General features: G+C 63.0%; 13 protein-coding genes. 10 read left to right on the top strand and 3 right to left on the bottom strand.

Translation table 11 applies throughout. The features are described from left to right. Window positions 1-93 precede the first annotated feature (93 nt). Together IEC33019_RS23325 and sfsA are read left to right on the top strand one after the other, a co-directional pair. A complete protein-coding gene (locus tag IEC33019_RS23325; protein WP_070092264.1) occupies window positions 94-1,266 on the top strand; it encodes a pyridoxal phosphate-dependent aminotransferase in 1,173 nt (390 codons plus the stop codon). Beyond that, window positions 1,266-1,979, top strand: coding sequence for a DNA/RNA nuclease SfsA (gene sfsA / locus IEC33019_RS23320; protein WP_070092265.1), 714 nt, complete (start codon window positions 1,266-1,268; stop codon window positions 1,977-1,979). Before IEC33019_RS23325 ends, sfsA begins: the two co-directional genes overlap by 1 nt. On the opposite strand, the gene IEC33019_RS23315 is transcribed toward sfsA, so the two are convergent. After that, on the bottom strand, window positions 1,969-2,286 hold the full coding sequence (locus IEC33019_RS23315; protein WP_070092266.1) for a Rieske (2Fe-2S) protein: 318 nt from the start codon (window positions 2,284-2,286) through the stop codon (window positions 1,969-1,971). The two genes, sfsA and IEC33019_RS23315, sit on opposite strands and share 11 nt — an antisense overlap. Before the next feature lie 152 nt (window positions 2,287-2,438). Here IEC33019_RS23315 and IEC33019_RS23310 point away from each other — a divergent pair, with 152 nt between their 5' ends. The 4 genes from IEC33019_RS23310 to IEC33019_RS23295 are packed head-to-tail and all read left to right on the top strand — an operon-like array spanning window position 2,439 to window position 6,053. Then, window positions 2,439-3,314, top strand: a complete 876-nt coding sequence (locus IEC33019_RS23310; protein ID WP_070092267.1) for a heme/hemin ABC transporter substrate-binding protein — start codon at window positions 2,439-2,441, stop codon at window positions 3,312-3,314. Window positions 3,315-3,364: 50 nt separating this feature from the next. Continuing rightward, window positions 3,365-4,348, top strand: a complete 984-nt coding sequence (locus tag IEC33019_RS23305; protein ID WP_170831765.1) for a FecCD family ABC transporter permease — start codon at window positions 3,365-3,367, stop codon at window positions 4,346-4,348. Then, window positions 4,348-5,115: a heme ABC transporter ATP-binding protein gene (locus IEC33019_RS23300; protein ID WP_070092269.1), complete on the top strand. Its 768-nt coding sequence runs from the start codon at window positions 4,348-4,350 to the stop codon at window positions 5,113-5,115. The genes IEC33019_RS23305 and IEC33019_RS23300 overlap by 1 nt, the downstream gene beginning before the upstream one ends. Before the next feature lie 50 nt (window positions 5,116-5,165). Next, window positions 5,166-6,053 (top strand): ChaN family lipoprotein, encoded by an 888-nt coding sequence (locus IEC33019_RS23295; protein ID WP_070092270.1) that lies wholly within the window; start codon window positions 5,166-5,168, stop codon window positions 6,051-6,053. Between the two features lie 185 nt (window positions 6,054-6,238). Here the strand turns inward: IEC33019_RS23295 and IEC33019_RS23290 are convergent, their stop codons facing one another. Beyond that, window positions 6,239-6,517 (bottom strand): TfoX/Sxy family protein, encoded by a 279-nt coding sequence (locus IEC33019_RS23290; RefSeq protein WP_070092271.1) that lies wholly within the window; start codon window positions 6,515-6,517, stop codon window positions 6,239-6,241. Between the two features lie 235 nt (window positions 6,518-6,752). After that, window positions 6,753-8,315: an AAA family ATPase gene (locus IEC33019_RS23285; RefSeq protein WP_070092272.1), complete on the bottom strand. Its 1,563-nt coding sequence runs from the start codon at window positions 8,313-8,315 to the stop codon at window positions 6,753-6,755. A 154-nt stretch (window positions 8,316-8,469) separates the two neighbouring features. Between IEC33019_RS23285 and mrcB the strand changes: the two genes are divergently transcribed. The 4 genes from mrcB to IEC33019_RS23265 all read left to right on the top strand — a co-directional run bounded on the left by mrcB (window position 8,470) and on the right by IEC33019_RS23265 (window position 14,055). Next, complete coding sequence (mrcB, locus tag IEC33019_RS23280) at window positions 8,470-10,791, top strand: penicillin-binding protein 1B (RefSeq protein WP_070092273.1); 2,322 nt, start codon at window positions 8,470-8,472, stop codon at window positions 10,789-10,791. Window positions 10,792-10,816: 25 nt separating this feature from the next. Next, the gene (locus IEC33019_RS23275; protein ID WP_070092274.1) at window positions 10,817-11,593 is read left to right on the top strand and encodes a tetratricopeptide repeat protein; all 777 of its coding nucleotides are present in this window, start codon (window positions 10,817-10,819) and stop codon (window positions 11,591-11,593) included. Then, window positions 11,590-11,922 (top strand): YqcC family protein, encoded by a 333-nt coding sequence (locus IEC33019_RS23270; RefSeq protein ID WP_070092275.1) that lies wholly within the window; start codon window positions 11,590-11,592, stop codon window positions 11,920-11,922. Before IEC33019_RS23275 ends, IEC33019_RS23270 begins: the two co-directional genes overlap by 4 nt. A 408-nt stretch (window positions 11,923-12,330) precedes the next feature. Next, window positions 12,331-14,055, top strand: a complete 1,725-nt coding sequence (locus tag IEC33019_RS23265; RefSeq protein WP_070092287.1) for an acetolactate synthase 3 large subunit — start codon at window positions 12,331-12,333, stop codon at window positions 14,053-14,055. Window position 14,056 lies beyond the last annotated feature (1 nt).

Here is a 14,056-nt window from a genome sequence, read left to right as displayed (position 1 = left end):
GCCCGATCCTAGGAGTTGACAGCGGCGCGAGCCGCACGTTCGATGCGGCGCAGGGGTAGAATCACCAGTTTAGACCCAATTGAGAGAAGGCCCATGGCTCAGCCCCACAGTGCGCGTAGTCGCGCTATCGAACCCTTCCACGTCATGGCATTGCTGGCACGCGCCAACGAGTTGCAGGCGGCTGGCCATGACGTCATCCACCTGGAGATCGGCGAGCCGGATTTCACCACCGCCGAGCCCATCGTGGCGGCAGGCCAGGCGGCGCTGGCCGCTGGCCACACCCGCTACACCGCGGCACGTGGCCTGCCGGCTCTGCGCGAGGCGATCGCAGGTTTTTATGACCAGCGCTACGGGGTGAGTGTCGACCCTGAGCGCATCCTCGTCACGCCCGGCGGCTCCGGTGCATTGCTACTGGCCAGCAGCCTGTTGGTCGATCCAGGCAAGCACTGGCTGCTGGCAGACCCCGGCTACCCGTGCAATCGCCATTTCCTGCGTCTGGTAGAAGGTGGGGCGCAACTGGTGCCGGTGGGTCCGGAGGTCAACTATCAATTGACGGCCGACCTGGTCGATCGTTACTGGGACAAGGATACCGTCGGTGCCCTGGTGGCCTCGCCCGCCAACCCTACAGGCACGGTGCTCGACCGTGACGAGCTGGCCAGTCTGTCCAAGGCCACCCGTGAGCGCCACGGGCATCTGGTGGTGGACGAGATCTACCACGGCCTCACCTACGGCATGGATGCACCGAGCGTGCTGGAAGTGGACGATCACGCGTTTGTCCTGAATAGTTTTTCTAAGTATTTCGGCATGACCGGCTGGCGCCTCGGCTGGTTGGTCGCGCCGCCCAGCGCGGTGAAGGACCTGGAGAAGCTGGCGCAGAACCTCTACATCAGCGCGCCGAGCATGGCCCAACATGCCGCGCTGGCCTGCTTCGAGCCCCAGACCCTGGCCATCCTCGAAGAACGTCGTGCCGAGTTCGCCCGCCGCCGGGACTTCCTGCTACCGGCCCTGCGTGAACTCGGCTTCGGTATTGCTGTGGAACCACAGGGCGCCTTCTATCTGTATGCCGACATCAGTGCCTTTGGCGGTGATGCCTTCGCGTTCTGCCAGCACTTCCTGGAAACCGAGCACCTGGCCTTCACGCCGGGCCTTGATTTTGGCCGTCACCAGGCTGGCCATCATGTGCGCTTCGCCTACACCCAGAGCCTGCCGCGCCTGGAAGAAGCCGTGCAACGCATCGCCCGTGGCCTGAAGAGCTGGCAAGGCTGATGCTGTTCTTCCCCGCACTCGAGCAGGCGCGCTTGTTGCGCCGGTACAAACGGTTCCTGGCTGACATCGAGTTGGCCAACGGCGAGCAACTGACCATCCATTGCCCCAACACCGGCTCCATGCTCAATTGCATGCGCGAAGGTGGGCAGGTCTGGTTCAGTCGCTCCAACGACCCCAAGCGCAAGCTTCCCGGAACCTGGGAGATCAGCGAAACGCCCCAGGGACGCCTGGCTTGCGTCAACACCGGGCGGGCCAATGCCCTGGTGGAGGAAGCGCTGCGGGCCGGACGCATCACCGAGCTGGCCGGGTTCACGGCGCTCAAGCGCGAAGTGGCCTATGGCGAGGAGGGCAGCCGGGTGGATTTTCGCCTGGAGTTCGCCGAAGGGCCGGCCTATGTGGAGGTCAAAAGCGTGACCCTGGGGTACCCGGACACGCCGGTCGCGGCTTTTCCCGACGCGGTGACACAGCGCGGCGCGAAGCACCTGCGCGAGCTGGCCGCATTGGCGCGCCAGGGGATCCGTGCCGTGCAGTTGTATTGCGTCAACCTGACCGGTGTCGAGGCGGTGCGCCCAGCCGAGGAGATCGACGCGGCCTATGCCCTGGCCCTGCGCACAGCAGTGGCCGATGGCGTTGAGGTGCTCGCTTACGGCACGCGTCTGGACGCCGAACAGATCGTGATCGACCGGCCATTGCCGGTGCTGCTCACGCCTTGAGCCAGATGCCCTGGCTGTCTTCCAGGCAGTCCAGGGCCTGCAACTGCTCCCCCTCGCAGGGGCCAGCCACGCACTCGCCACTTTCGATCAAGAACAACGCCCCGTGATGGGCGCATTGGATGAGGCTGGCACTCTCGTCGAGAAAGGCATTCGCCTCCCAGTTCAATGCAATGCCTCGGTGGGGGCAGCGGTTGCGATAAAGGTAGACCTGACCCTGGCGGCGTACGCCGAACACCTGCTCGCCAGCTACGCTGAATGCGCGGCTGTGGCCTTCGGCGAGGTCGATGGATGCGCAAAGAAAATGCATTGCAGCGGACAGCTCGTGTGACACAGGGATGGCTTGACGCCTCAATGCGAACAATTATCAAATTGCCCTCAGTCGCTGCGCCAGGCTGTCTATGGTGCGCAGTTCCGTCGCTCGCTACAAGGCGCGCGGCCCGCCTTCTGCAAAGGAAAACGATGATGCGTCGTCCCGCTGCCCTGATTGTCCTGTGCGCAGGTCTTGTGCTTGCCACCCAGGCATTGGCCGCCGAACTCCCGCAGCGCTGGGTCAGTGCTGGCGGTGCCCTGAGCGAGTGGATCAGCGCCCTGGGCGGTGAGCCGCGGCTGGTGGGGGTCGATACCACCAGCCAGCATCCTGAGTCACTCAAGTCGCTGCCCAGTATTGGCTACCAGCGGCAATTGTCCGCCGAAGGGATTCTCAGCCTGCGCCCGGATGTGCTGGTCGGTACCGAAGAAATGGGGCCGCCGCCAGTGCTGGCACAGGTGCGTAACGCCGGGGTGCGGGTGGAGCTGTTCTCCAGCAAGGCCGAGTTGGGCGCCGTGGACGACAATCTCCTACGCTTGGGCCGCCTGCTGGGTACCGAGCAAAAAGCTGCCGCGCTGAGCGCCGATTACCACCAGCAACTCGATGCGCTGCAGGGCAGGGTCAAACAGGCCCAGGCGAGCCAGAAGGCGCCGGGGGTGTTGCTGCTGGTCGGGCATGCAGGTGCCAAGCCCCTGATCGCCGGCGTGGGTACATCAGGGGATTGGCTGTTGCGTCAGGCCGGTGCGCGTAACCTGGCCGGCCATCCGGGTTACAAGAACTTCTCCGTCGAAGCGCTGGCGGCGCTGGATCCGGACGTGCTGGTGTTTTCCGACCGCAGCCTCGATGGCGAGCAGGCGTTACAGGCCTTGCTCAAGGAGAACCCGGCGTTGGCCGCGTCCCGGGCAGTGCGTGAGAAGCGTGTGATAGCGCTGGACCCGACTTTGCTGGTCGGTGGCCTTGGCCCGCGCTTGCCGGCCACCTTGAACACGCTGGCCGAGGCCTTCTATCCGGCGGCCAAGGCTCAATGAGACGTCGTGTTCACCCCCGTACGCTGTTTGCCTGCCTGACCCTACTGTGCCTGCTGGCGATCTGGTTGTCGCTGGCGCTTGGGCCGGTGAGTCTTCCATTGTTCGATACCTTGTGCGCTGGCCTGCGGCTGCTGGGTGTGCCGGTTCACGCCGAAGGCCTGGAGCAGGCGCAGATGATTCTTGGCCAGATCCGCCTGCCGCGAACCTTGTTGGGGCTGGCGGTCGGTGCGGTGCTGGCGTTGTCCGGCGTGACGATGCAGGGGCTGTTTCGCAACCCCCTGGCAGACCCAGGGTTGGTAGGCGTTGCCAGCGGAGCGGCGTTGGGGGCGGCGATCGCGATTGTCGGTGGCAATTGGCTGGGCGGAATCCCGGAGTGGTTTTCTCCTTACCTGTTGTCCGTCTGTGCCTTCGTGGGGGGCCTCGGTGTGACCGCGCTGGTGTATCGCCTGGGCCGGCGCGACGGGCAGACCAGCGTCGCTACCATGCTGCTTGCGGGCGTCGCCCTGACAGCCTTGGCGGGTTCGGCAGTCGGCTTGTTCACCTACCTGGCCGATGACGCAACGCTGCGTACCTTGACCTTCTGGAACCTGGGCAGCCTCAACGGTGCCAGCTACGAGCGGCTGTGGCCCCTGCTGCTGGTGACGGGCGCGGTGGCCTTGTGGTTGCCCCGCCGCGCCCAGGCGCTCAATGCCCTGTTGTTGGGCGAGTCGGAGGCCCGGCACCTGGGCATCGAGGTCGAAGCGCTCAAGCGCGAGCTGGTGTTCTGTACCGCCCTGGGTGTGGGCGCTGCGGTGGCTGCCGCGGGGCTGATCGGTTTTATCGGGCTGGTGGTGCCACACCTGGTGCGGTTGTTGGCCGGTCCGGATCATCGTGTGCTGCTGCCTGCCTCGTTACTCGCAGGGGGAGCCTTGCTTCTGTTCGCCGATCTGGTGGCACGGCTGGCGCTGGCACCGGCGGAACTGCCGATTGGGATCGTCACGGCGTTCATCGGTGCGCCGTTCTTCTTGTTCTTGCTGGTACGAGGACGCAGCTGATGCTGGAAGCCGAAGGGGTGCGCCTGTGGCGTGGAACCCAGGAAGTGCTGCAGGGGATCGACCTGCAAGTGCGCCCAGGGCAGGTCCTGGGTGTGTTGGGCCCCAATGGCGCGGGCAAGAGCAGCCTGTTGAGCGTGCTGTGCGGCGAGCTGGCCCCCAGCCATGGACGAGTCCGTTTGCTTGGGCGCGCGCTGGCGGACTGGCCCGGCCAGGCGCGCGCGCGTCATCTGGCGGTGCTGCCGCAGGTCTCCACCCTCGGGTTTGCATTTGGTGTCGAGGAGGTGGTGGGTCTTGGTCGATTGCCTCACGCCAGCGGTCAGCAGCGCGACCGGGAAATCGTCCAGGCGGCATTGGGTGCGGCCGACGCGCTGCATTTGGCCGATCGTAGCTATTTGGCGCTGTCCGGCGGCGAGCGTCAGCGGGTGCATCTGGCCAGGGTGCTGGCGCAGTTGTGGCCGGGGGAGGAGGGCGTGACGCTGCTATTGGACGAGCCGACTTCGATGCTCGACCCCTTGCACCAGCACACCACCTTGCAAGCGGTGCGGCGATTTGCCGACCAAGGCGCGGCGGTGATGGTGATTCTGCACGACCTCAACCTCGCCGCGCGCTACTGTGACCAGATCCTGTTGCTGGAGCAGGGACGTTGCCATGCGCTGGATACCCCGCCACAGGTGCTGACGCCTGAAGCGCTAAAGGCCGTGTTTGGCATCGATGTGTTGGTGCAAGCGCACCCGGAGCGCGGTCACCCCTTGATCATCACCCGCTAGTGTGGTGTTTCAGAAGTACCACTGACACACCACACCAGGAGGCTTCATTCATGCGCCATGCCGTGCAGTCCGGCCTTTCGATCCTGCTAGCCCTGGTGTTGTCCGGCTGCCAAGCCGGCCTGCCGGACTTGCCGCCGTGGCAGGCCAGCGAGGGGCGCGACAGCATGCTACTGGGGCAGATCCGCGACGTGGCCAGTGGTGAGCGGCTCACGCCGGAGCAGCTTGTTGCGCATCTGGCCCCAGCGCCTCGGGTGGTGGTGGGGGAGAAGCACGACAATCCTGATCATCACTCCCTGCAGTTGTGGTTGTTGCAAGCCTTGGAGGCCCGGCGTACCCAGGGCAGCGTGTTGCTGGAGATGCTGCAGCCGGCACAGCAACCGCTGATAGACGCCTTGAAAGGGCAGACGAGTTTGCCCGAAGACCTGCCCAAGGCCCTGGCCTGGCAGGACGGGTGGGACTGGCGGTTGTATGGCCCGATCGTGCGGGAGGCGCTACACCGGCAGATTCCACTACTGGCGGCCAACCTGTCGCCGGAGGAGATGCGTCAGGCCTATCGTGATGCGCCGGTACTGCAAGGGCCGCGTTCGAATGCCCCTGCGGTCAAGGCCGCACTGCTCGACCATGTTCGTGCCGGCCATTGTGGGTTGCTACCGGAAAACCAGCTGCCGGCCATGCTCGCCGTCCAGCAGCAACGCGACCGACGTATCGCCGAACGGCTGCTGGCTGCGCCGCAACCGGCCCTGTTGCTGACTGGCAGTTACCATGCGCGCAGCGATTTGGGCGTGCCGCTGCACCTGGCTGATCTGGGGGCTGAGGGCGAAACCAAAGTGTTGTTGCTGGTGGAAGTGGGCGAAAAAGTCGAGCCGGGGATGGCCGACTATGTTTGGTACACGGCAGCCTTGCCTGAGCAGGACTATTGCGCCCAGTTGCGCCGTTGACTGTGCATGGGATGTTCGCAGGCAAAAAAAGACCCGGCAAATTGCCGGGTCAATAACCGTGATTAGCCTGATGAGGAGATAATCTGAGTGTCCGAACCAGGGACCTTTCAGCTTATCCAACCAGTCTCGCGACCAGTTGTGATAATCATAACGATTCTCATTTGATAGTCAATCCCTCCTCCCGCTTATTTTGATTTTTTTTGCGCAGGGCTTTTGGCGTCCAGCTGTTCATCGAGCGCCTGTTTACGCTCGACCGGCAAATCGTTCCAGTGCATGTCCAGCAGTGCCGCCTCAATGGAGTACAGCAACACCTTCGATGCCCTGAACCCCCGTGACTTCACGGCTTGATAGGCACCCACCGCGCCCAGGCGGCGCAAATCCGATGCACTGTGGATGCCGACGGCGTGGAGCCATTGCGCGGAGGTCTTGCCAAGATTTCTCAGATGCTGCAATTCATCGTTCATCGGGCCTCCTTGCGATGGCTGAACGAGGTCTTTGGGATAAATCGCGAGCAGGTCTGAGAGGAGTGTAGCGGGGGTTGGGAAATACGCGGCCTTTTGCCATCGGAGCCCGACGGGCGAGGGAGCTCCAGGTGGTGCGCGTGCCGCGGTCGGTCGCGGCACGAGGCCGCTCCCACAGGATGCAGTGCAATGTCTGGGAGAGCGGCGGTTCGTTTGGCCTGCGGCGGGCAGGGCTGTTTTAGATCCCTGGCAGGCGCTGGCGGATCTGTTCGATCAACTGGTCCATGCTGGCGCTTTCCTGAGTGTCCACGCGCTTACAGTGGGGCAGTTCTTCGGCGTTCAGTGGTTCGCGGCTGGCTTGCTGGGCCTTGACCACTTCCAGGGTGGCATCGGAGGGGTCGTTGTCCTCGGCCTGACGCTGGGCCAGCCAACTGGCGATGACGGCATCGGGCGCTTGGCAATCGAGGATCAGGAACGGAACGCCTGTTTCGTTGGCGACCTGTGCCGCGGCCTGGCGCTGGGCCAGCTTGAGGTAGGTGGCATCGAGCACCACCGGGAAGCCGGCCCGCAGGATGACCGCCGCCAGCTCATGCAGGCGCTGATAGGTGGCGCGGCTCGCCTCCTGGTCATAGATGCCGGCCTGCAGTTGGCCTGCGTTTTGCTGCTGTTGCTCACCGAACAGGCGCTTGCGTTCCACGTCCGAACGCACGCGGATCGCGCCCAGGGCTTCGACCAGGCGCATGGCCACGTGGCTCTTGCCCACAGCCGAGACACCATGGGTGATGGCCAGCAGACGCGATGGAATGGCGCTGTAGCTCTCAGCCAGATTGGCGTAGTTGCGATAGGTACGCAGAGTAGTGGCACGCTGCACACCATCGGCCTCGGCCGGCATGCTGAAGAGCGCGACCTTGGCACGCACCAGGGCGCGGTAGGCCTTGTAGAAGTTGAGCAGTTCCAGGCCTTCGTAGTCGCCGGTCAGTTCCAGGTACTGGCTGATGAAGCGACGGGCCAGGCATTTCAGGCCGCGGTCCTCGAGGTCCATGGCCAGGAAGGCGGTGTCGGCGTAGACGTCGGTCAGACGGAACGGCTCGTTGAACTCGATGCAATCGAAGATCACCACCTTGCCATCGATCAGCGTGGCGTTGCCCAGGTGGATATCGCCATGACACTCGCGGATGAAACCGTTGGCCTTGCGCGTCTCGAGCAGGCCGTACAGCCGTTCGAAGCTGCTGCGTGCCCATGCCTGCAGGTTGTCCAGCTGTTGCAAGTCGGCCTTTTCGGTGAGGAACGGGCGGATCTGCTCGAAGTTCTGCTCGACCGGTGCCATGGCACTTTCGGGAGTGCCGAGCGGGTGGTCGACCGGTACTTTAGGGGTTCTCAGGTGGAACTCGGCGATCTGGCGAGCCATCTGGTCAATGTGGCTGGCATTGAGCTCGCCATTGGCTTGCAAGGTAGCGAGCATCTGGCCCTGAGGGAACTGACGCATCTTCAAGGCGTACTCGATCGGCTCGCCATCGCCGCCCACTTGCGGGGCGTCGGCAGTGCCAGTGATTGGCAGCACTTCAAGGTACAGACCTTCGGTCAGGCGCTGGTTCAGGCGCAGCTCTTCGTTGCAGAAGTGACGGCGTTGGTCCAGCTCAGTGAAGTCCAGGAAGCCGAAGTTCATCGGCTTCTTGATCTTGTAGGCGTATTCGCCGGTCAGCAAAACCCAAGAAATATGCGTTTCGATGAGCTGGAACCCGTCCACCGGGTGGGCATAGAGGGCGGGGTTCTGCAGCGCGCTGATCAGAGCTTGGCTCACGGGCAATCCTTCTGGGGGCAGGGAATTCGAAAGCGCCATTATGGTCAATGGTGCCGTCCCTGCAAACCGCTGGAAATGCTGGCGGATGAACGCGAGCTTTCCGTTTCGTCCCGCAAGCCACTAGCCTTTATCAAAGTGCGTATAATCCGCCGCCATGACTCGTACCCGAAACTCCCGTACCCCCAAGAAACGCCCGACCGGCCGCTCCCGCGCCTGGCTGGGCTGGGCGCTCAAGCTCAGCCTGGTCGGCCTGGTGGTGCTCGCCGGCTTCGCGGTTTACCTCGATGCTGTCGTCCAGGAGAAGTTCTCCGGCAAGCGTTGGACCATTCCGGCCAAGGTATACGCCCGCCCGCTGGAGCTGTTCGTCGGCCAGAAGTTGAGCCGCAACGACTTCCTCACCGAGCTCGATGCCCTGGGCTATCGCCGTGAAGCGGCCGCCAATGGCCCGGGCGCAGCGTCGGTCAACGGCAATACCGTCGACCTCAATACCCGTGGTTTCCAGTTCTACGAGGGCATGGAGCCGGCGCAGTTCGTGCGCGTGCGGTTCTCCGGCGACTACGTGGCGGGGCTGTCCGGTGCCAACGGCGGTAAGCTGGACGTGGTGCGTCTCGAGCCGCTGATGATCGGCGGTATCTATCCCAAGAATCTCGAAGACCGGATCCTGATCAAGATCGACCAGGTCCCGCCTTATCTGCTGGAAACCCTGGTCGCCGTGGAAGACCGTGATTTCTACAGCCACCACGGTGTGTCACCCAAGTCCATCGCCCGTGCAATGTGGGTTAACACCTCCTCAGGTGCCATGCGCCAGGGCGGTAGTACCCTGACCCAGCAGTTGGTGAAGAACTTCTTCCTGACCAACGAGCGCAGCCTCAGCCGTAAGCTGAACGAGGCCATGATGGCCATGTTGCTGGAACTGCACTACGACAAGCGCGAGATCCTCGAGGCGTACCTCAACGAGGTATTCGTCGGCCAGGACGGTCAGCGTGCGGTGCACGGCTTCGGTCTGGCCAGCCAGTTCTTCTTCAGCCAACCGCTGCAGGAGCTCAAGCTGCACCAGATCGCCCTGCTGGTGGGCATGGTCAAGGGCCCGTCCTATTACAACCCACGTCGTTATCCAGAACGTGCACTCACCCGACGCAACTTGGTGCTCGACCTGCTCGCCGAGCAGGGCGTGGTCAGCCAGGACGTGGCCGAGGCGGCGAAGAAGATGCCGTTGGGCGTGACCAAGCGTGGCAGCCTGGCTGACAGCTCCTTCCCGGCCTTCCTCGACCTGGTCAAGCGTCAGCTGCGCCAGGACTACCGCGACGAAGACTTGACCGAAGAAGGCCTGCGCATCTTTACCAGCTTCGACCCGATCCTGCAGATGAAGGCCGAAACAGCCATGAGCGAGACTTTCAAGCGCCTGGCCGGTCGCAAGGGCGCTGACGAAGTCGAATCCGCCATGGTGGTGACCAACCCGGAAACCGGTGAAGTCCAAGCGCTGATCGGCAGCCGGCAGGCCGGCTTCGCCGGTTTCAACCGCGCCATCGACGCCGTGCGGCCGATCGGCTCGTTGGTCAAGCCTGCGGTGTACCTGACTGCCTTGGAGCAACCGAGCAAGTACACGTTGACCAGTTGGGTGCAGGACGAGCCGTTCTCGGTCAAAGGCGCCGATGGCCAGGTCTGGCGTCCGCAAAACTACGATCGTCGCCCGCACGGCACTATCTACCTGTACCAAGGGCTGGCCAACTCCTACAACCTGTCCACCGCCAAGATTGGCCTGGAAGTGGGCGTGCCCAACGTGATCAAGACCATCGGCAGACTCGGTGTGAAGGTCGATTGGCCAGCATTCCCGTCCATGCTGCTGGGCGCGGGCGGCATGTCGCCGATGCAGGTCGCCACCATGTACCAGACCATCGCCAATGGTGGTTTCAATACGCCGATGCGCGGTATCCGCAGCGTGCTCACCGCCGAAGGCGAGCCGCTCAAGCGCTACCCGTTCCAGATCCAGCAGACGTTCGACCCAGGCGCCATCTATCTGGTGCAGAACGGCATGCAACGCGTAATGCGTGAAGGTACCGGGCGTTCGGTCTACAACGTGCTGCCTCGTTCGCTGACCCTGGCGGGCAAGACCGGCACCAGTAACGATTCGCGCGACAGCTGGTTCTCAGGCTTCAGTCAGGACTTGCTGGCGGTGGTCTGGCTGGGCCGTGACGATAACGGCAAGACGCCGTTCACCGGTGCCACAGGCGCCTTGCAGGTTTGGACCAGCTTCATGAAGAAAGCCGACCCGCTGCCGCTGGACATGCCGCAACCGGATAACGTCGTCCAGGCCTGGATTGATCCGTACAGCGGCCAGGGGTCGGACGATAGCTGTCCGGGGGCGGTGCAGATGCCGTATATTCGCGGAAGTGAACCGCCTGCCGGCGCCGCCTGTGGTGGCCCGCAAGACCCAGTGGAATCCGTCATGGATTGGGTCAAGGGATGGATGAATTGAGCGCTAGCTTTGAAGAGGGTGTGAAGTGAACAAGTGGCTGTTTCCTGCCTTGACGGCAATTGCCGTGCTCCAGGGGTGCTCCAGCGTTCCGCGCGGCAATATCCCCGTGGTGGATTCGAGCACCCGGGTCTCGAACAGTGAGCGAATCGCGAGCAACCGTAACGTTGCCCGCCAGGCCAGCGGAGGCACCAGTCAGGCGCAGTCGCTGCCTGAGGACTCCGGTGTGACCGTGGTGATTCCGCAGGGCGCTGGCGCAGCGCCGATCCAGGCCTTCCCGGCCGGTGTGGGCGCCGCGCCGATCAGCACAGGGCCAATCACCCCCGGCCCTGTCAGCAGCGGCCCGATCGCCACCAATCCCAACCCGATTGCCGACGAGCCGTTCGACATCGCCTCGATGAACAGCGCGCCCAGCACGCCGAGCGCACCGACCGGTATTCCGCGCAGCAATGCCAGCGGTGGGCTATCTGCCGATGAACAGCTCGATGGTCCGGTGCTGGCCCTGTTGACTACCGCCCAGCAGCAACAAGGTGGGGGCGATTTCAACGGTGCTGCCTCGAGCTTGGAGCGTGCCCAGCGCATCGCCCCGCGCGAACCGCAGGTGTTGTTCCGTCTGGCCCAGGTGCGCCTGGCCCAGGGCGACTCGGCCCAGGCCGAGCAACTGGCGCGTCGTGCCCTGACCTACGCCAACGGTCGTCCCGACCTGCAAGCCGAGCTGTGGAACACCATCGCCCAGGCCCGCGAGAAGCAGGGCGACAGCCAGGGCGCGGCATTGGCGCGGCAGAAGGCGCGGACCACCTCGTGATGGAGCAACGCATCCTCGACATCGCCGATCATCTGCTGCTGATCGAGCGCGAGTTGCAGGTCCAGGGCTGGTGGAGCGAGCAGGCGCCCAGTGCCGAAGCGCTCGCCAGCGTGGTGCCGTTCGCGGTAGACGTGATGACCTTCGAGCAATGGCTGCAATGGATATTCCTGCCACGCATGAAGCTCATCATCGAGCACGGGCACCCACTGCCCAACGCGTCCGGTATTCTGGTCATGGCCGAAACGGTGTTCGTCGATCGCCCGGAGCAGAGCCGCGAGCTAAGACGTCTGCTGGCAGCGTTTGACCAATTGATCAGTCCTTCCGCCTGATTTCTTCTTTTTTTCCTATAAGGGCCGCAGATTGTGGCCCTTTTTTATGGATTTCTTTGTTTTCCTGCTGCCGACCACCTTTTTCGTGGTGGCGAGAATTCATCCTGGGGAAAAATTGGCAATAATTTTTCTTGACTTGCGCGCGGCGAATCAGAAGAATCCAGATTCCGCTGTAGAGGGACTGCCAGAAGCAGACCCGCTAAGCAGATCATGAGGCGCACACCCGCGCCGACTTGTAACACCCCGCAACGCGTTACCTCGCGCTGGGTGGGAATCCCCCGCAACACTCTGGGGCGCTCCCAATACTTGCTCAGTCAGTGCTGACGTTCGCTCATGCTCTGCTTGGCAGTAAACCTATTAAGACCCGTCCAATGAGGACGGTATTCTGGCGTTTTAGAGGTGAACAACGTGGAGCTTTTATCTGGCGCTGAGATGGTCGTCCGCTTCTTGCGTGACGAAGGCGTTAAGCACATCTATGGGTACCCTGGCGGTGCTCTTCTTCATGTTTACGACGCCCTGTTCAAGGAACCGGAGATCAATCACATCCTGGTTCGTCACGAGCAGGCTGCCACCCATATGGCGGACGGTTACGCCCGTGCTACCGGCAAGGCCGGCGTGGTGCTGGTGACTTCCGGCCCAGGCGCGACCAATGCCATCACCGGCATTGCCACTGCCTATATGGACTCGATTCCGATGGTCATCCTGTCCGGCCAGGTGCCTAGCACCATGGTAGGTACCGATGCCTTCCAGGAAACCGACATGATTGGTATTTCCCGGCCGATCGTTAAGCACAGCTTCATGGTCAAACATGCCACGGAAATCCCTGAAGTCCTGAAAAAAGCCTTCTACCTGGCGCAATCCGGTCGTCCAGGCCCGGTCGTGGTCGACATTCCAAAAGATATGACCAACCCGGCCGAGAAGTTCGAATACGTCTATCCGAAGAAGGTCAAGCTGCGCTCCTACAGCCCGGCCGTTCGCGGGCATTCCGGCCAGATCCGCAAGGCGGCCGAGATGCTCCTGGCAGCCAAGCGTCCGGTGGTCTACTCCGGCGGCGGCGTGATTCTTGGCGGCGGCTCCGAAGCCCTCACCGAGATCGCCAAATCGTTGAACCTGCCGGTCACCAATACCCTGATGGGGTTGGGTGGCTTCCCAGGCACCGATCGCCAGTTCATCGGCATGCTGGGCATGCACGGCAGCTACACCGCCAACATGGCGATGCACAATGCTGACGTGATCTTCGCTGTCGGTGCGCGTTTCGACGACCGCGTGGTCAACGGCCCGGCCAAGTTCTGCCCGAACGCCAAGATCATCCATATCGACATCGACCCGGCGTCGATCTCCAAGATGATCAAGGCCGACGTGCCGATCGTGGGGCCTGTGGAAAGCGTGCTCAACGAAATGCTGGCCATCCTCAAGGAAATCGGCGAGCAGCCTGACAAGGCGGCGCTCGATGCCTGGTGGAAGCAGATCGACGAATGGCGCGGCGACGGCGACCTGTTCCCTTACGACAAGGGCGACGGCAGCGTCATCAAGCCGCAGACCGTGATCGAAACCCTGTGCGAAGTGACCAAGGGCGATGCCTTCATCACCTCCGATGTTGGTCAGCACCAGATGTTCGCGGCGCAGTACTACCGCTTCAACAAGCCAAATCGTTGGGTCAACTCCGGCGGCCTGGGCACCATGGGCTTTGGCTTCCCGGCGGCGATGGGCATCAAGCTCAACTTCCCTGACCAGGACGTGGCCTGCGTGACCGGTGAAGGCAGTATCCAGATGAACATCCAGGAACTGTCCACCTGCATGCAGTACGACCTGCCGGTGAAGATCGTCAACCTGAACAACGGCGTGTTGGGCATGGTTCGTCAATGGCAGGACATGGCCTACAGCGGCCGTCACTCGCACTCCTACGTGGAGTCGCTGCCTGACTTCGTCAAGCTGGTCGAGGCCTATGGCCATGTGGGTATCCGCATCACCAGCCTGAAGGACCTCAAGCCGAAACTGGAAGAGGCTTTCGCGATGAAGGACCGCTTGGTGTTCATCGACATCGCGGTCGACAGGACCGAGCACGTCTACCCGATGCAGATCAAGGACGGCTCGATGCGTGACATGTGGCTGAGCAAGACGGAGCGTACCTGAT

Source organism: Pseudomonas putida (genome assembly GCF_002741075.1).
Lineage (GTDB): Bacteria > Pseudomonadota > Gammaproteobacteria > Pseudomonadales > Pseudomonadaceae > Aquipseudomonas > Aquipseudomonas putida_T.
Note: the sequence above shows the minus strand (reverse complement) of the source record. Positions and strands in the feature narration are given on the sequence as shown.